Source organism: Sphingomonas sp. 8AM (assembly GCF_902506455.1).
GTDB lineage: Bacteria > Pseudomonadota > Alphaproteobacteria > Sphingomonadales > Sphingomonadaceae > Sphingomonas.
This window is the reverse complement of sequence record NZ_LR733844.1, coordinates 460,726-477,379: the sequence shown is the minus strand read 5'-3', so window position 1 is coordinate 477,379 and position 16,654 is coordinate 460,726. Positions and strand designations below refer to the sequence as shown.

At 68.5% G+C, this 16,654-nt stretch carries 18 protein-coding genes and 1 tRNA gene; 12 read left to right on the top strand and 7 right to left on the bottom strand.

Annotated elements, in window-relative coordinates; all coding sequences use genetic code 11:
• Nucleotides 1-171 precede the first annotated feature (171 nt).
• Nucleotides 172-1,110 (top strand): esterase-like activity of phytase family protein, encoded by a 939-nt coding sequence (locus BACI71_RS02340; RefSeq protein ID WP_159754555.1) that lies wholly within the window; start codon nucleotides 172-174, stop codon nucleotides 1,108-1,110.
• Between the two features lie 71 nt (nucleotides 1,111-1,181).
• On the opposite strand, the gene rpmB is transcribed toward BACI71_RS02340, so the two are convergent.
• Nucleotides 1,182-1,478, bottom strand: coding sequence for a 50S ribosomal protein L28 (gene rpmB / locus BACI71_RS02335; RefSeq protein WP_159754552.1), 297 nt, complete (start codon nucleotides 1,476-1,478; stop codon nucleotides 1,182-1,184).
• A gap of 142 nt (nucleotides 1,479-1,620) precedes the next feature.
• Here rpmB and BACI71_RS02330 point away from each other — a divergent pair, with 142 nt between their 5' ends.
• Together BACI71_RS02330 and BACI71_RS02325 are read left to right on the top strand one after the other, a co-directional pair.
• Entirely contained in the window at nucleotides 1,621-1,848 is a 228-nt protein-coding gene (locus tag BACI71_RS02330) for a hypothetical protein (RefSeq protein WP_159754549.1), read from the top strand.
• 139 nt (nucleotides 1,849-1,987) lie between these two features.
• On the top strand, nucleotides 1,988-2,437 hold the full coding sequence (locus tag BACI71_RS02325) for a nucleoside deaminase (protein ID WP_236552781.1): 450 nt from the start codon (nucleotides 1,988-1,990) through the stop codon (nucleotides 2,435-2,437).
• Nucleotides 2,438-2,446: 9 nt separating this feature from the next.
• Here the strand turns inward: BACI71_RS02325 and BACI71_RS02320 are convergent, their stop codons facing one another.
• Nucleotides 2,447-3,130 (bottom strand): OmpA family protein, encoded by a 684-nt coding sequence (locus BACI71_RS02320; protein WP_159754544.1) that lies wholly within the window; start codon nucleotides 3,128-3,130, stop codon nucleotides 2,447-2,449.
• Between the two features lie 145 nt (nucleotides 3,131-3,275).
• On the opposite strand from BACI71_RS02320, the gene BACI71_RS02315 reads away from it, so the two are divergent.
• Nucleotides 3,276-4,571, top strand: coding sequence for a hemolysin family protein (locus BACI71_RS02315; RefSeq protein ID WP_159754541.1), 1,296 nt, complete (start codon nucleotides 3,276-3,278; stop codon nucleotides 4,569-4,571).
• A 441-nt stretch (nucleotides 4,572-5,012) separates the two neighbouring features.
• Here BACI71_RS02315 and BACI71_RS02310 read toward each other — a convergent pair whose 3' ends face one another.
• From BACI71_RS02310 to purD, 3 genes are read right to left on the bottom strand one after another with little or no spacing between them, the layout of a single operon-like run.
• Nucleotides 5,013-5,477: a GreA/GreB family elongation factor gene (locus tag BACI71_RS02310; protein WP_159754538.1), complete on the bottom strand. Its 465-nt coding sequence runs from the start codon at nucleotides 5,475-5,477 to the stop codon at nucleotides 5,013-5,015.
• Nucleotides 5,474-6,169 carry a hypothetical protein gene (locus BACI71_RS02305; RefSeq protein WP_159754535.1) on the bottom strand — a complete coding sequence of 232 codons (696 nt, stop codon included), beginning with the start codon at nucleotides 6,167-6,169 and terminating at the stop codon, nucleotides 5,474-5,476. The genes BACI71_RS02310 and BACI71_RS02305 overlap by 4 nt, the downstream gene beginning before the upstream one ends.
• Nucleotides 6,170-6,200: 31 nt before the next feature.
• Nucleotides 6,201-7,460, bottom strand: a complete 1,260-nt coding sequence (gene purD, locus BACI71_RS02300) for a phosphoribosylamine--glycine ligase (RefSeq protein ID WP_159754532.1) — start codon at nucleotides 7,458-7,460, stop codon at nucleotides 6,201-6,203.
• Between purD and xseA the strand changes: the two genes are divergently transcribed.
• From xseA to BACI71_RS02285, 3 genes are read left to right on the top strand one after another with little or no spacing between them, the layout of a single operon-like run.
• On the top strand, nucleotides 7,459-8,874 hold the full coding sequence (gene xseA, locus BACI71_RS02295; RefSeq protein ID WP_159754529.1) for an exodeoxyribonuclease VII large subunit: 1,416 nt from the start codon (nucleotides 7,459-7,461) through the stop codon (nucleotides 8,872-8,874). The two genes, purD and xseA, sit on opposite strands and share 2 nt — an antisense overlap.
• A gap of 13 nt (nucleotides 8,875-8,887) precedes the next feature.
• Nucleotides 8,888-9,088: a DUF2093 domain-containing protein gene (locus tag BACI71_RS02290; protein WP_159754526.1), complete on the top strand. Its 201-nt coding sequence runs from the start codon at nucleotides 8,888-8,890 to the stop codon at nucleotides 9,086-9,088.
• Nucleotides 9,088-9,915 carry a M23 family metallopeptidase gene (locus tag BACI71_RS02285; protein ID WP_159754523.1) on the top strand — a complete coding sequence of 276 codons (828 nt, stop codon included), beginning with the start codon at nucleotides 9,088-9,090 and terminating at the stop codon, nucleotides 9,913-9,915. The genes BACI71_RS02290 and BACI71_RS02285 overlap by 1 nt, the downstream gene beginning before the upstream one ends.
• A 142-nt stretch (nucleotides 9,916-10,057) precedes the next feature.
• On the opposite strand, the gene BACI71_RS02280 is transcribed toward BACI71_RS02285, so the two are convergent.
• Complete coding sequence (locus BACI71_RS02280) at nucleotides 10,058-10,939, bottom strand: diacylglycerol/lipid kinase family protein (protein ID WP_159754519.1); 882 nt, start codon at nucleotides 10,937-10,939, stop codon at nucleotides 10,058-10,060.
• A 77-nt stretch (nucleotides 10,940-11,016) separates the two neighbouring features.
• Here BACI71_RS02280 and hemB point away from each other — a divergent pair, with 77 nt between their 5' ends.
• From hemB to BACI71_RS02260, 4 genes are all read left to right on the top strand, one after another.
• Nucleotides 11,017-12,009 (top strand): porphobilinogen synthase, encoded by a 993-nt coding sequence (gene hemB, locus BACI71_RS02275; protein ID WP_159754516.1) that lies wholly within the window; start codon nucleotides 11,017-11,019, stop codon nucleotides 12,007-12,009.
• Nucleotides 12,006-12,527, top strand: coding sequence for a GNAT family N-acetyltransferase (locus BACI71_RS02270; protein ID WP_236552780.1), 522 nt, complete (start codon nucleotides 12,006-12,008; stop codon nucleotides 12,525-12,527). Before hemB ends, BACI71_RS02270 begins: the two co-directional genes overlap by 4 nt.
• 585 nt (nucleotides 12,528-13,112) lie before the next feature.
• Nucleotides 13,113-13,649: a GNAT family N-acetyltransferase gene (locus tag BACI71_RS02265; protein ID WP_159754513.1), complete on the top strand. Its 537-nt coding sequence runs from the start codon at nucleotides 13,113-13,115 to the stop codon at nucleotides 13,647-13,649.
• Nucleotides 13,642-15,834: a fused MFS/spermidine synthase gene (locus BACI71_RS02260; RefSeq protein ID WP_159754510.1), complete on the top strand. Its 2,193-nt coding sequence runs from the start codon at nucleotides 13,642-13,644 to the stop codon at nucleotides 15,832-15,834. Before BACI71_RS02265 ends, BACI71_RS02260 begins: the two co-directional genes overlap by 8 nt.
• Here the strand turns inward: BACI71_RS02260 and BACI71_RS02255 are convergent.
• Nucleotides 15,831-16,331 carry a hypothetical protein gene (locus tag BACI71_RS02255; RefSeq protein WP_159754507.1) on the bottom strand — a complete coding sequence of 167 codons (501 nt, stop codon included), beginning with the start codon at nucleotides 16,329-16,331 and terminating at the stop codon, nucleotides 15,831-15,833. The genes BACI71_RS02260 and BACI71_RS02255 overlap by 4 nt on opposite strands.
• 83 nt (nucleotides 16,332-16,414) lie before the next feature.
• On the opposite strand from BACI71_RS02255, the gene BACI71_RS02250 reads away from it, so the two are divergent.
• Nucleotides 16,415-16,491, top strand: a tRNA-Arg gene (locus tag BACI71_RS02250).
• Nucleotides 16,492-16,654: the final 163 nt, after the last annotated feature.

Sequence of the window (16,654 nt, the reverse complement as noted above, 5' to 3'; positions counted from 1 at the left end):
GAGCAGTCTCCCGTTTGCTGTTCCGGTCGGCGGGCTTTCCCGTCGATGAAATAGCTTTTGCCCGATTCGCATTGAGCCGACGCTGAATGCGTCCGTTATCGGGCGTTCATCCTTTGCCGTGACGAAGCGGTGGTTTACCCGCAGTGGGTGCGATGGCCGATCACCCTTGCGATGGTATTGCTGCTGGTGCCGCCGTTTACGGGCGACGGCCGGCGCGCGCTGTTCGACCCCGGCCTGCGCCTCACTGCCACGCCATTCGTGCCGCGTGGCGGCTGGCCACCTCGCATCGGTGCGCTGGAGCCGGTCGGGGCGGTGTCGCTGTCGGCCAATCAGCGCGCGTTCGGCGGGATTTCGGCGCTGGCGCTGCACAAGGGGCAGGCGATCCTGCTCAGTGATGGCGGGCTGGTGGTGCGGCTGCGGATCGCGGGCGATAAATTACGGACGCTCGGCACCGCTGACCTCTCGGATGGCCCGGAGACCGCGTGGCGCAAGGCGTCACGTGATACCGAGTCGCTCGCGCTCGATCCGCAGACGGGCCGGGCGTGGATCGGCTATGAGCGGATCAACATGATCTGGCGCTATGCTCCCGACTTCGAGCATGCCGATGCCGCCAGTCCGCCGCCGGCCATGCGCGACTGGGGCGTGAACAGCGGCATCGAATCGCTGGTCCGGCTGAACGACGGGCGCTTCCTCGCCTTCCGTGAAGGCGGGCTGTGGCAGAACGGGGCGCGCGCCGCATTGCTCTTCTACGGCGATCCGGCGCTGTACGACACGCCCGCCGTGCCGCTCCGCTATCGCCCCCCACCGCATCATTCCCCCAGCGACGCGGCGGTGCTGCCGAACGGCGATGTGCTGGTGCTCAACCGTCGCGTCCATTTGCCGCTGCGATTCGAAATGACGCTGGTCCGGATCATCGCGCGCAGCATCCGGCCGGGCGCGTTGCTTCGCGGTCAGGTCGTCGCCCGATTCGGCGACACGATGGGTCGTGAGAATGCCGAGGGGCTGGCAGTCTCGCAGGAGCGCGGGCAGACGATGATCTGGCTCGTCACCGACGATGACGGCGCGTTCTGGCGGCGAACGATCCTCGCCAAATTCCGCTGGCGCGGCTGATGGCCCTACGCACAACGGCCCGCCGTCCGGGAGGACGGCAGGCCGCGGCAACGCGGGCAGAGCCGTAAGCGTCAGGCCGCGACGGCGGCCGAACGCTTCTTCACGACGTCGCGCTTCAGGCGGCGTGCCTTCAGCGACAGCTTGTCGTCGGCGGTCTTCACCAGCCAATTGTCCAGCCCGCCGTTGTGCTCGACCGAGCGCAGACCGTGGGTGGAGACACGCAGGCGGATCGACCGCTCCAGCGAGTCGGACAGCAGGGTGACGTTCTGCAGGTTCGGCAGGAACGTCCGCTTGGTCTTGTTATTGGCGTGGGAAACGTTGTTGCCCACCTGCCGGCCCTTGCCGGTCAGCTCGCAAATGCGCGACATGTGAATAATCCTGATTTCGGTTGCCCGGAAAGTGGGCGCCAGTAACCCGTGGCTGACGATTGGTCAAGTCACCGGCGCTGCAACCAGCCCGGCACGGCCGCGTTGTTGCGGCAGCGAATCAACAGGGATCGGGAGAAAAAGGATGCGCGCGCTACTGGTATTGATCGGGATTGTCGCTTTGGTGTTTCTGGCGGCGTTGTTGCTGGGCTTCGTCAAGTTCGACCAGACGCAGACGGCGCAGCTGCCGCGACTCGAGGGCGGGCAGGCGCCGAAGTTCGATGCCGACGTCGCGAAGGTCCGCGTCGGCACCGAAAACAAGACCGTCGAGGTCCCGAAGGTCGAGGTCCAGAAGCCCGGCGAACAGCGCTGAGGCAAGCCGTCGCCCCGGCCTTGAGCCGGGGTCCCGCTTCTTCTTTGCGGCGAAGGTAAGAAGCGGGATCCCGGATCAAGTCCGGGATGACGAACGCCGGGGCCTTTGCCCCTGCGCCACCGCGGCGTAGGCAACAGCGATGTTCCCGCTGCCCCACCCGATGCGCGTCGCGCTCGATGCCGCCCGTGATGCTGCGGCGGCCGGCGAAGTGCCGGTCGGCGCGGTGGTGGTGAACGCCGGTCAGATCGTCGCCGTTGCCGCCAACGCCCCGCGCCAGCTGTGTGACCCGACCGCCCATGCCGAGATGCTGGCGATTCGCGCCGCCGCGCAGATGCTCGGCCGCGACCGACTCGAGGATTGCGAGCTGTGGGTGACACTCGAGCCCTGCGCGATGTGCGCCGGCGCGATCGCGCATGCGCGAATCGCCCGCCTGTACTACGCCGCCGACGACGCGAAGGGCGGCGCGGTCGAGCACGGCCCGCGTTTCTTCACCCAGCCGACCTGCCACCACCGCCCCGAGTTGTTCGCCGGCATCGGAGCGGGGGAAGCGGCGGCGCTGCTGCGCGACTTCTTCGCCGCACGCCGCTGACGCAGAAGGTCAGCGCGGCGGCAGGTCATTCTTCGAGATCGGGACGATCTTGATTTCGACGCGGCGGTTCTCGGCGCGCCCGGCCTCGGTTTCGTTCGAGGCGATCGGCTGCGTCTCGCCGAAGCCGCGCGTCGCGATCCGCGCGTCCTGCACGCCGTGGCTCGACAGATAATCCGCTACCGACCGCGCCCGCCGCTCCGACAGATCCTGATTGTATGAATCGCTGCCGGTCGAATCGGTGTGGCCGTACACGTCGACATAGGTCTCCTTGTAATCGGCGAGTACGCCGGCGACCTTGTCGAGCGTCGCGCGGAACTGCGGCTGCACGTTCGCCGAATTGTACGCGAAGTTGATCCCCGACGGGATGTTGAGCAGCAAATCGTCGCCCTGACGCGTCACTTCCACGTCCGTACCGCGGGTTCGCTCCCGTAATTCACGCTCTTGTTTGTCCATATAGGCGCCGATTCCGGCACCGGCGATGCCGCTGAGCCCCGCGCCGATGATCTTCTCGGTCCGATCGCGCCGCCCGCCGACCAGATCGCCGAGCAGATAGCCGCCCAGCGCGCCACCGATCCCGCCGATCGCGGTCTTCGAGATGCGCCGCTCGCCGGTATCCGGGTCCGTCGTACACGCCGATACGGCCAACAGCGACACGCACGCCAGCGCGGCAGCCAGCTTCGACGACAGCTTCATCATCTTCCCTTTCGATACCTGACATCGATCAACCCGACGCCCGCGCCCATGGTTCCGCCTGCGTACTGAATGGTCGCTGAAGCGCGCCCGGCAACAAATTGGCGATTGTCGTGCGCGCGCTTTACCGCCAAGAGGGGCGCACACCATGCTACCGCCGTTCCCCTGGGTCGACGTCATCATCATCCTCGCGCTCGTTGCGCTCAATGGCGTGTTCGCCATGAGCGAACTGGCGATCGTGTCCGCGCGCAAGGCGCGGCTGGAGGCGATGGCACGCAGCGGCCGCAAGGGCGCCGCCACCGCGATCGAGCTGGCGGCCGATCCCGGCAAGTTCCTGTCGACGGTGCAGATCGGCATCACGCTGATCGGCATCGGCACCGGTGCCTATTCGGGCGCGAGCCTCGGCACGCCGGTCGCGGCGCGTTTCGAGGCTGTGGGGATGGCGCACGAGACGGCGGTCAGCGCCGGCTTTGCGCTGGTGATCGCGCTCACCACCTATGCCTCGCTGATCGTGGGCGAACTGGTGCCCAAGCAATTTGCGCTGCGCAAGCCCGAGGCGGTCGCGTCCCTGGTCGCGCTGCCGATGTGGTGGCTTGCCAAATTCACCAAGCCGGTGGTGTGGGTGCTGGATGCGAGCAGTGCGCTGCTGTTCCGCATCCTCGGGCTAAACCGCGAGAACGAGGAGCAGGTCACCGCCGAGGAACTGCACCTGATCGTCGCGGAGGCCAGCAAGTCCGGCGTGATCGAGGAACATGAACGCTCGATCATCTCGGGCGTGGTGCGGCTTGCGGATCGGCCGGTGCGGGAGGTGATGACCCCGCGCACCGAGGTCGACTGGCTCGATATATCGCTCGATGACGCGGCGATCCGCGTCAAGCTGCGCGAATCTCCGCACAGCCGCCTGCCGGTCGCGCGCGGCTCGATCGACGCGGTGGTCGGCGTGGTGCAGGCGCGTGACGTCGCCGCGGCGCTGTTCCGCGACGAGACGCTCGATCTGGAGAAGCTGGTCCGCAAGGCGCCGGTGGTGATCGATCAGATCGACGCTATGGACGCGCTCGTCGCGCTGCGCCGCGCCGAGGTGCCGATGGCGCTGATCCATGACGAATACGGACATTTCGAGGGGATCGTCACTCCGGCCAACCTGCTCGCGGCAATCGCAGGCGAGTTCCTGTCGGACATCGACCCCGAGGAAAGCCCGAACGTCGTGATCCGCGACGACGGGTCTTTGCTGGTCGCCGGCACGATGGCCGCGGATGCGCTGGCCGAGCGGCTCGGCATCGATCTGCCCGAGGACCGCGATTACGCAACCGTCGCCGGCCTCGCACTGGCGGCGTTCCGCAAGCTGCCCGAAGAGGGGGAAAGCTTCGAGGAACAGGGCTGGCGCTTCGAGGTCGTCGATCTCGACGGGCGACGGATCGACAAGCTGCTCGTCAGCGAGGCGTAGCAACAAGCTCTGAACTTGGCCGTCGTCCGGACCGTTTGGCAAGCTCATGACAGGCTGATTAGGGACCCCGCTGCCGGATCACGACGCAGCAGGACGAACACACCGATCGTCATTGCGAGCGCAGCGAAGCAATCCAGGGCGTTATGGTCCGACTCTGGATTGCTTCGCTGCGCTCGCAATGACGGATAGAGTTGACGTCATTACGTACTCAGCGGACCGCTAAGGGGCAAAGCGCGCCCACGGATCAAGCGCGAGGCGACGAAGTAATTGAAAGACACGCGCTCCCCCGCCGACACCACGGCGAAGGCCAGGGCCCAGTTGGGAAGGCCGCGGTGAGGGAGCGATGCGCGCAGTCACAAAGGCCAAGGGATGGGCCCCGGCATGCGCCGGGGTGACGGGCGAGCGTCTAGGGTCCGGGCAAGGGACGTGTACCAGCCGCCGCTACTCCGCCGCGCCGACCTCCAGCACCTCGATCGCATCCTCGCGCCCGTTGAACGCGACCAGCTCCCCGGCCTCCGCGCCCATCAGTGCGCGCGCCAGCGGCGCGGAGAACGACAGCAACCCGGCCGGCGGATCGGCCTCGTCGTCCCCGACCAGCGTCACCTCCCGCTCCTTGCCCGCCAGAGCGAACCGTACCCGGCTGCCAAACCCGACCACCCCGTCACCCCGCGGCGCGGTGTCGATCGCGGTCGCGCGCCGCGTCTTCCAGTAGCGCAGGTCGCGCGCGATCGGCTTGCCTGCCTCGGCATCGGCCGTCGCCGCCAGCGTCGCCTCCAGCTCCACCACACGCGCCTCGATCAGCGCACGCCCGCGCGGCGTCACCAGATTGGGGCCGGGCGGGATCGGTAGCTCGAACTTCGGCTCGAGATGTTCGTCATCGCCCTCGCGGCGGAAAGCGACGCTCATCCCAGCTTGCCGAACTGCGCTTCATAGCCGGCACGGTCGCCCTGCGCGAGCAGCCGCGCCTGTTCCCGCCAGCGGTCGCGCTCCATGCGCCCCTGAAAGACGCCGAGCTGCGCATCGAGCTGCTCGGCCTCGGCATCGTCGAGCCACGCCAACTGGTCGAGCCGCGTAATCCCCAACTCGGACAATCGTGTCGCGATCTTCGGCCCGAGCCCCTTGAGGATCGTCACCGACTGCGCGCCACCCTCCTCGATGGGAGCGATCGGCGCGTCGGCGGCGACGCTGGCGGGTGTCGCATCGAGCGGTGCCGCCGCAGCGATCGGCTCGTCAGAGAGCGCTGCCTGATGATCCTCCGCGACGTGCTCGGCCGGCGTCGGCGCGATCGGTGCAGGAGCGGGCACCGGGGCGGCTGGCGCAGGGGCAGGCCGCGGCGGCGCCGACGGCGTAGGAGCCGCCGCCGTGACAACTGGCGAGCCGCCCTCGGCGGTGTTCGTCACCTCGACGCCGTCCGCCTTCAGTTCCTCGATCCGCCTCTGCTCTTCCTCCTCGGCGGCGCGGCGCTGGCGCTTCAGTCGTGCGCCCCACACCATCGCGATGATCGTGAGCACGGCGAGTACCGCGACCAGCGCGAGCGCGATCGTGACGAGCACGCCGTTCTGGGAAATAGGATCGAGATTGAAGCTGCCTGAGTTCATGAGCCGGTCCTGCGCCGAAAGTGCTGCGCGCTCAACCGTCGATCACCGCCTTGGCTCCGATGTCGCGACGGAAGAAGCCGGTCGGGAAGTCGACTTTCTCGACCGCGGCATAGGCTGCGCGCTGCGCGGCGGGCACATCCGCCCCGGTGGCAGTCACCGCGAGCACACGCCCGCCCGCCGAGACCAACTGCCCGTCCTTCATCGCCGTCCCCGCCTGAAAGACCACCGCGCCGTCCGTCTGCGCGGCGTCGATCCCGGCGATCGTGCCGCCGGTGCGCGGCGTGCCGGGATAGTTCTCCGCCGCCATCACGACGGTCAGCGCGACCTCGTCGGAGAAGGCCGGCGCGGGCGCGTCGGCCAGCCGCCCCTCCGCGACCGCCAGCAACAGCGCGGCGAGATCGCCGGTGTAACGCATCATCAGCACCTGACATTCGGGATCGCCGAAGCGGACGTTATATTCGATCAGCTTGGGGCCATCGGCGGTCAGCATCAGCCCGGCATAAAGGACGCCGACATAGGGCGTCCCCGAGGCGGCGAGACAATCGATCGTCGGTCGGACAATCTCGCCAAGCGCGCGCCCTTCCAGTTCCGGCGTCAGCACCGCCGCCGGGCTGTACGCGCCCATCCCGCCGGTATTGGGGCCGGTGTCGCCGTCGCCGACGCGCTTGTGGTCCTGCGCCGAGCCGAATGCGGCGGTCGTCGTGCCGTCCGACAGCACGAACAGGCTCGCCTCCGGCCCTTCGAGCATCTCCTCGATCACCGCTTCTGCCGGGCCGTGCGCGTAGAGATCGGCGATCGCCGCCTCGGCCTCGGCCCGCGACGTGGCGACCACCACACCCTTGCCCGCCGCCAACCCGTCGGCCTTGATGACGCACGCGTCGCCGAAATCGTCGAGGCAGGCGAGCGCGCCGTCCTTCGAGGTGACGCGGAAATAACGCGCGGTCGGAATCCCCATCCGCGCGCACAAATCCTTGGTGAAGCCCTTCGACCCCTCCAGCTTCGCCGCCTCGCGACCGGGGCCGAACACGGGCACGCCGATCGAGCGGATATTGTCGGCGAGGCCATCGACCAGCGGCGCCTCTGGTCCGATCACGATCAGCCCAACCCGATGACGACGCACGAAATCCACCACCGCGCGGTGGTCCGTCACGTCCAGCTCGGCGATCGTCGCATGTTCAGCGATGCCAGGGTTGCCCGGCGCGGCGAAGAGCGTATCCAGCGTCGGAGACTGCGCCAGTTTCCAGGCGAGCGCATGTTCGCGTCCCCCCGACCCCACCAGCAGGATGTTCATGGCCGACCCCCTTTACGATACTCAGGCGGGGCGGCTGGTAGCCGAGCCGACGCCCGGCGACAATGCGATGGCGTTGAGCGTCGGCGAACTGTCGGGGCGACTGAAGCGGATGGTCGAGGGCGAGTTCGGCCATGTCCGGCTGCGCGGCGAGATTTCGGGCTACAAGCGCGCGACCTCCGGGCATCTGTACCTCTGCCTCAAGGACGAAAGCGCGGTCATCGACGGTGTGATGTGGAAGGGCAGCGCCGGCGGGCTGGCGTTCCGCCCCGAGGACGGCGTCGAGGTGATCGCGACCGGGCGGCTGACTACCTACCCGGGACGCTCCAAATACCAGATCATCATCGAGCGGATGGAGCTGGCCGGCGCGGGCGCGCTGATGGCGCTGCTCGAAAAGCTCAAGGCCAAGCTGGCGGGCGAGGGGCTGTTCGACGCAGAGCGGAAGAAGCCGCTGCCGTTCATGCCGCGCGTGATCGGCGTCGTCACCTCGCCGACCGGCGCGGTGATCCGCGACATCCTCCACCGGCTCGAGGACCGCTGCCCGACGCATGTGATCGTCTGGCCGGTGAAGGTGCAGGGCGCGGGCGCGGCCGAGGAGGTCGCGGCGGCGGTGCGCGGGTTCGACGCGCTGCCCGAGGGTGGTCCGATCCCGCGCCCCGATCTGGTGATCGTCGCGCGCGGCGGCGGGTCGATCGAGGATCTGTGGGCGTTCAACGAGGAACCGGTGGTGCGCGCGGTCGCCGCCTGCTCGATCCCGATCATTTCCGCGGTCGGGCACGAAACCGACACGACCCTGTGCGACCACGCCGCCGACCTGCGCGCGCCCACTCCCACGGCGGCGGCGGAAATCGCGGTGCCGGTGCTCGCCGAGCTGCGGCTGACGCTCGACGCGATGGCGAACCGCACGCAGCGCTGCGCACGCCGCTATGTCGAGCGCGGGCGCGAGCAACTCGCGGCGCTGGTGCGGGTGATGCCGACCCGCGACCGGCTGCTCGGGCCGCAGCGGCAGCGGCTCGACGATCTCGGCATGCGCGGCGACCGCGCGCTGGAGCGGCGCGTGGCGCGCGCGCGCGGCGAGCTGACCCATGCCGCGGGCGCGATCCGCCCCGCGACGCTCGAACGCCGGCTGGAAGCGGCGCGGCGACAACTCGCCGATGTCGGTCGGCTGGTCGACAGCCTCAACCCCGATCGCATCCTCGAACGCGGCTATGCGCGGGTCGAGGCGGTGGCGGGCGGCACGGTGACGACCGCCGAAGCCGCGCGCACCGCGGGCGCGCTCAATCTGCGCTTCCGCGACGGGGCGGTGGCGGTGCAGGTCGACGGGAGCGCCCCACCCGAGGCAAAACCCGAGGCAAAGGTTGAGCGAAGCCCACGCCGCGCCTATCCTGACAAACCCGAGCAGCCCCGCCTGATCTGAGAGCCCGATCCCGATGTTGATGTCCCACACCGACCGCGCCGCCAAATTGCACTATATGGCCAACGGCTTCCGCATCCTGGCGCCGGGCGACCACGTGGTATGCGCGGTCAGCGGCGCGCGGATCGCGCTGGAGGACCTGCGCTACTGGGACGTGGCGACACAGCGGCCGTTCGCCAGCGGTTCGATCGCGATGGAGGAACTGGCGCCGCGGTGATGCGCCGGATCGCGTTACTGGCGCCGCTGCTCGCGATCGCCGCCGCCGCATCGCCACAGACGATCCCGCCCGCGCGCTTCGGCCTCAGCGACGGTTTGCGGCAGGGCGCGCTGGTGCTCGGCACCGCACCCGCAGGCACGACACGCCTGACGCTCGACGATGCGCCGGTCGCCATCGCCGCGGACGGCTGCTTCGTGATCGCCTTCGACCGCGATGCCAAACCGCAGGCGCTGCTCGCCGCGAGGCTGTCAAACGGCACGACGCAGACCGCGACGCTGTCGATCGCACCCGGCGACTGGCGGCTCGAGCGGTTGCCGACGCTGCGCAAGATCCCTTTGCCCGACGCCGAATTTGCCGCCAAGCGGTCCGGCGAACTGGCGCAGATCGTCGCCGCGCGCGCGACCGGCAGCGACGCCGACGGCTGGCGGCAGCGCTTCGTCTGGCCGGCGCGCGGGCGGATTTCGGGGCTGTTCGGCGCGCAACGCATCTATGCCGGAGAGCCGGGCAGCTATCACGGCGGGGTCGATGTCGCGAAGCCCGAGGGAGCCGAGGTGGTCGCGCCCGCCGATGGCGTGGTGACGCTCGCCGCCGATCCGCCGTTCACGCTCGAAGGCCGGCTGCTGATCCTCGACCACGGGCATGGCGTCACCAGCGCCTTCCTGCATTTGTCGCGGATCGACGTGCGCGTCGGCGAGCGGGTGCATAAGGGTCAGCCGATCGGGCTGGTCGGCCGCACCGGCCGCGCGACCGGTCCGCATCTGCACTGGGCGATGACATGGAACGGCGCGCGCATCGACCCGCTGCTTATCGCGGGACCGATGCCCTAACCGTCATTGCGAGCGGAGCGAAGCAATCCAGGGCGTCCTGGTCCGGCTCTGGATTGCTTCGCTCCGCTCGCAATGACGAGTTATGGTTTGGGCACCATCACCTCGATTACCCCCGCCGCGACGTGCGCGTCGCAATGACGAGTTATGGTTTGGGCACCATCACCTCGATTACCCCCGCCGCGACATGCGCGGTCACCGGCGTATGCGCCAGCACCTCTCCGTCGATCGAGATCGGCAGCGGCGGGTCGGTGCGCACCTTGATCGACTTGCCCGAGAAGCTGACCGTATCGTGGTGCCGCTCGCTACGCCCGAGGAAGCTGTACGCCCAGTTGCGCACCAGCCGCCGCTTGTAATGCCCGCGCACCGCCTGCACGACGATCTCGCCCGAGGCGATGCCGGCCTCGTCGACCACCCACGTCCCGCCATGATAGGGCCCGTTCGAGATTCGCACCTCGACGACGCGCAGCTTCTTCTCGCCCGAGCCGTCGTCGACATAAAGCGTGAACGGCTGGAACCGCGTGAGCTGATACCCTGCCCAGCCGAGATAGCCGACCCGCCCCAGCACCTTCTTCAGATTGTGCGGCACCGTCTCGGCGATCTGCGGGCTCAGCCCCATCGCCGCGCAATTGGCGAAATAATCATCGTCGATCATGCCCAGATCGATCCGTTTCGCCACCCCGTCGCGCAGCACGTCGATTGCGCCGTCGATGTCGAGCGGCAGCCCCAGCGAGCGTGCGAAGCTGTTGGCGGTGCCCAGCGGCAGCACGCCGAGGATCACGTCATGCCCGACCAGCAGGTCGACCAGCCCGCTGATCGTCCCGTCGCCGCCGCCGAGGATCACCAGATCGGGCTTTTTCTCCAGCGCCTTGCGCACGGTCCGGTCGAGATGCTTCGGGTCCTTCACCGCGTAAGGCGTCACCCCGAACGGCAGGTCGCGCAGTCGCCGGCATGCGCGCTTGAACAGCTTGCGGCCACGACGTGACTTGGCGTTGACGATCAGAGCGGCGGATCGAATCTCTCTCATAAATCGATGAACGCATCAGCGCGCGTTTCGCTTCCGTAACGCTTGCATGGAAAGTCGGATTGCGGGAAAGCGCACCCATGCACGCCGCTTATCCCGCGCTGCGCTTGCGCCGCACCCGTGCCGCCGCCTGGAGCCGCCGGCTCCACGCCGAGAATGTGCTCACTCCGGCCGATCTGATCTGGCCGCTGTTCATCACCGGGGGGAGGGACGTCGAGGAACCGATCGCCGCCTTGCCCGGCGTCTCGCGCTGGTCGGTCGACCGGATCGTCGCGCGCGCGAAGGAAGCCGCCGCGCTCGGCATCCCGTGTCTCGCGCTCTTTCCCAATACGCAATCGGGCCGGCGCAGCGACGATGGCGCGGAGGCGCTCAACCCCGATAATCTGATGTGTCAGGCGTTGCGTGCGATCAAGGATGCGGTGCCCGACATCGGCCTGCTCACCGACGTCGCGCTCGATCCCTATACGACCCACGGCCACGATGGTCTGGTCGATGCGCGCGGCTATGTCACCAACGACAGCACCGTCGACGCCTTGGTCGAGCAGGCGCTCAACCAGGCACGTAGCGGTTCGGACGTGATCGCGCCCAGCGACATGATGGACGGCCGCGTCGGGTTGATCCGCACCGCGCTGGAGCGCGAGGGTTTCGTCAACGTCCAGATCATGGCCTATGCCGCCAAATATGCCTCGGCCTTCTACGGCCCGTTCCGCGACGCGGTCGGCAGCCGCGGGCTGCTGAAGGGCGACAAGACCACCTATCAGATGGACCCGGCCAATGCCGAAGAAGCATTGCGTGAGGTCGGGCTCGATCTCGCCGAGGGCGCCGACAGCGTAATGGTCAAGCCCGGCCTGCCGTATCTCGATATTGTCGCGAAGGTGAAGCAGGCCTTCGCAGTGCCGGTGTTCGCCTATCAGGTGTCCGGCGAGTACGCGATGATCGAGGCCGCGGTGGCGGCGGGTGCGGCGGATCGCGACGCGATGGTGCTGGAGACGCTGCTGGCGTTCAAGCGCGCCGGCTGTTCGGGCGTGCTAACCTATCACGCGCCGCTGGCGGCGCGGTTGCTCGGCGCGTGATCGAGACTGCCCGCCTGATCCTGCGGATGCCGACCGCCGCGGATCATGCCGCGCTGTTCGCGATGTGGAGCGATCCGCTGGTGACGGCCGATCTCGGCGGACCGAAGGATCAGGCGGCGTGCCTTGCGGTGCTGGAGCGCCACGCCGGCTACGCGCCGCTCGGCTTCGGCGTGGTCGAGCGCCGCGATGACGGGCAGGTGATCGGGCATGTCGGGCTCAAGCCGGGCGCACCGGACACACCGATCGAAGGCTTGCTGGAAATCGGCTGGATGATCGGCCGCGACTGGTGGGGCGCGGGCTATGCGCCCGAGGCAGCGGCGGGCTGGCTCGACTGGGCATGGGCGAACCGCGACGATGCGGCGGTCTACGCGATCACCGGGCGGCGCAACATCGCCAGCCAGCGGGTCATGGACCGGCTCGGAATGCGGCATGTGCCCGAGATGGACTTCATGCACCCCAAATATCCCGACGACCCGGCGCTTGCCGACAGCGTGACGTACCGGATCGATCGACCGTAGTCGGAAAGGGTACGGCTAGGCCCGCGTGCGTGGCGTGATTGACATGAAGGTTTCCCGAAAGCGTCAACGGTCCTGCGAGCCGAACAACCATCCTCCGTCGCCCCGGACTTGATCCGGGGCCCCGCTTCTTCTTTGCGCAACTCAGCCGTCATTGCGAGCGCAGCGAAGCAATCCAGGGCCGGACCAGGACGCCCTGGATTGCTTCGCTACGCTCGCAATGACGAACGGCATAGTCGGCCTCACGTCATCATGATCTAAATGTCGGGTGACCCATGTTCGGGGGCTTGGGTCTGGGGCTTGCAAGCGACGCGTGGCGGCCCGTACTGATGACACCGTGGGAACACGGCACCGATACCGCTTTCGCGCGACTGACCGCCGCAGCCGTGGCCCGAGGGAGTGGGGTATTCGCGCGGCCTTGTCGGAGGTGCGGTGGCGGCTTGAATCAGACGGACGTGAGCGCGCCGTCAGCCCGATATCGATGGCAAGATCAGGGGTGCCGCATGTGCCCGACACGGACTATGTACCTCCGGCTTACCTGCTTGGTCCGTTGCGCGCCGGTACGATGGCGCACAGGATCATCCGTCTGTGATCGTTACTGAACGACTGATCCTGCGCGCGTGGCGCGATGACGATGTCGCGCCCTTTCACGCAATGGGGCAGGACGCCGAGGTGATGCGCTACCTCGGCCCGCCGACGACCGACGCCGGCGCGCACGCCATGATGCGCGAAGCGAACGACATCGCTAAAATCACCGGCCGCTGCTTCTGGGCATTGGAACGGCGGTCGGATCGCGCCTTCATCGGCTTCTGCGGGGTTGAGCCGGGCCCGGCGGGCAGTCCGATCGCAGGACGGCCGGAGATCGGCTGGCGACTGGCGCGCGAGGCATGGGGGCAGGGACTGGCGAGCGAGGCGGCGCGCGCGGTGCTGGCGGCCGAATGGGCTCGCGGCACCCCCGCTGTGTTCGCTGTGACGACCATCGCCAACCAGCGCAGCCGTGCGCTGATGGAGCGGCTCGGCATGACGCGCGTTGAGGATGGTGACTTCGACCATCCCGATCTTGCTCCGGACAGTCCCTTGCGCCGCCATGTCCTCTACCGCATCGACCGCCCGCTGAATGACTGACGCCACCACGGCGCGCGAACGGGGGCTGTTCGTCGCAACGATCCTGACCGGATCGTTCCTGCTGTTCCTCGTCCAGCCAATGATCGCGCGGATCGCCTTGCCGCGGCTCGGCGGCGCGCCTGCCGTCTGGAACTCGGCGATGCTCGTCTATCAGGCGCTGCTGCTCGGCGGGTACGGCTATGCGCATCTGCTCGGGCGGATCGCGCCGCGGCGACAGGGTATCGTCCACCTGCTCGTGCTGCTCGCCGCCTGCGCGTTCCTGCCGATCGGGCTCAGCGACCGCGTGCTCCCCGCCGGCGCCGAGCCGGCCTTGTGGGTGCCGTACCTCTTTGTCGTCTCGATCGGCCCGCTGTTCTTTGCGGTCTCGGCGCAGGCGCCGCTGATGCAGCGCTGGTTCGCCAGCGCCCGCCCCGGCACCGATCCTTATGCGCTCTATGCCGCCTCCAATTTCGGCAGCTTCGCGGGGCTGCTTGCCTTTCCGCTGCTCGTCGAGCCGCTACTGAGCGTCTCGCGCCAGCGCTGGCTGTGGAGCGCGGGCTATCTGCTGCTGATCCTGCTCGTCGCCGGTTGTGCGCGGCTGCTGCCCGCCGGACGCGAGCCCGCGCGCGCGCAGGCGGCGGACCCGGCGCCGGGCCGCGCGCGGGTGGCGCGCTGGATCGCGCTCGGCTTCGTGCCGTCGGGGATGATGCTGGCGACCAGCACCTTCGTCAGCACCGATCTGGTCGCGATGCCGCTGCTGTGGGTTATCCCGCTTGCGCTCTACCTGCTCAGCTTCTCGATTGCCTTCGCCGCGCGGCGCGGAGTCGCCGATTTCCTGACCAACACCGCACCGGTGACGATCGTGCTGTTCGGCGGCGTGCTGATGGGCGGGTTTGCCGAGCGCGCGACGTTCAGCGCGATCACCGCGCTGATCCTGCTATTCATGATCTCGGTCGCGCTCCACACCCAGCTTTACCGCCTGCGCCCCGAGCCGGCGCGGCTGACCGGCTTCTATCTCGCGATGTCGTTCGGCGGCGCGCTGGGCGGGGTGTTCGCCGGGCTGATCGCGCCGACCCTGTTCGACTGGACGTGGGAATATCCGCTGCTGATCGTCGCGGCGGGCGCGCTGGTGCCGCAGACCTATCTGACGCCAGCGTTGCGCGCCTTCTGGCATCGCCGCGGCATGACGGTCGCGGGGGCAGTGCTGATCATCGGCGCGCTCTGCCTCGCGGTGCTGGTGCTGTCGCGCGACCCGGCCGGGTTCCGCGAGGTCCGGCATCCGGGCGTGATCTTCACGCTGGTGGCGCTCGGCGGGCTGGCGTCGCTCGGGGCGCGTCTCCCGTATCTGCTGGTGCTGACCAGCGGGCTGCTGCTGTTCGGCGGCGTGCGCTCGCTGTCGCTCTCGCTCGAACCGGGCGCACGCGTGCGGAGCTATTTCGGCGTCTACACCGTCGCCGACGAGGCGCGCCGCCGCACGCTGATCCACGGCACCACGCTCCACGGCGTGCAACTGACCGGCACGCCCGCGCGCGAGCGAACGCCGACCACCTATTACACCCCCGACTCCGGCGTCGGGCACGTGATGCGTGCCGCGCCGATGCTGTTCGGGCCGGGCGCGCGGATCGGGGTGGTCGGTCTCGGCACCGGCACGCTCGCCTGCTACGCGCAGCCGGGGCAGCACTGGCGCTTTTACGAGATCGATCCCGTGATGGTGGCACTGACTCGCGCCCGACGCTTCACGTTCGTTGCGGATTGCGCACCGGATGCGACGATGGTGCTCGGCGACGCGCGATTATCGCTCGAACGCGCGTCCCCTGCGAGCCTGGACGTGCTCGCACTCGACGCATTTTCGTCCGACGCGGTCCCGATGCACCTCCTGACCCGCGAAGCCTTTGCCGTCTACGCGCGCGTTCTGTCAGCGCACGGTGTTTTGGCGGTCCACATCTCGAACCGTTTCGTCAATTTGCGCCCCGTCGTCGCTGCCGCAGCGCGCGCCGGCGGATGGCAGGCGCTGATCCTCGACCACCGCCCCTCGCTGCTTCAGGAAGAGGAAACGCCGTCCTCCTGGGTGGTGATGACCCGCGATCCCTGGACGCTCGCCCTGGTGGCGGGCGGCAAGGGCGACTGGAAAAATTTGGTGCGCCGTCCGGGGTTTGCGCCGTGGACCGACGAGTACGCCAGCATCCTGCCGCTGCTGAGCTTCTAGGCGCCCGGCAGCGAGCCTGCGAGCGCATCGATCCGCGCCGTCTGCGCCTGCGCGGTCGCGCGGGCGGCGGCAAGTGCCTGTTCCAGCGCGGGATACGTGGGCTGCAGCGCCGCCGCGCGCGTGCTGGCGAGGTCATCGAGCGCCCCCACCGTATCGCCATAGCTCGACCGCAGCGCATCCAGATCCGCAATCGCCGTCTGCGCCGCGATCCACGCATCGCTCCCGACCTTTGCTTCCTTTGCGGCGCGAGCGAGCGTCTCCGCTCGCGCCGCCGCCCGGTCGAAATCGCGTGCGGCAGTGTCGCCCTTGGCCGTGATCGCCGTCAATTCCTTATCCAGTGCAGGATCTTGCGCCGCAGGGGCGGGCGGCGGTGTCGCCGGCTCCGCGAAACCGAACTTTTCGACCGGACGCGGCGCGAGCGACGGATAGACGGTCGGGTCGCTCGCGCAGGCGGCGAGCAGGCAGAGGGCAGCGAGCGGGGCGTAAGCGCGGAGCATGCTTTTTGCCTAGAGGCGCAAAAAAAGTGGCGCAATGCCCTTGCGCGTATCTGATTCGCCGCGTAACAGCGCCGCTCCACAGGGCGCCCGTAGCTCAGCTGGATAGAGCATCAGACTACGAATCTGAGGGTCGGACGTTCGAATCGTTCCGGGCGCACCACTTTCTCTCCCGGGAGGAAGTCAGTGGAAACAGAGGGGCAGCGAAAGCTGCCCCTTTTTTGATGCGCATTGTTCCGGCGCCTGCCCTTCTACAGCCCTTGATTGATCTGCTGCCCACGCGTGGACTGCACACGCAACGGGCTGATCTTTCGGCTGCCCTCGCT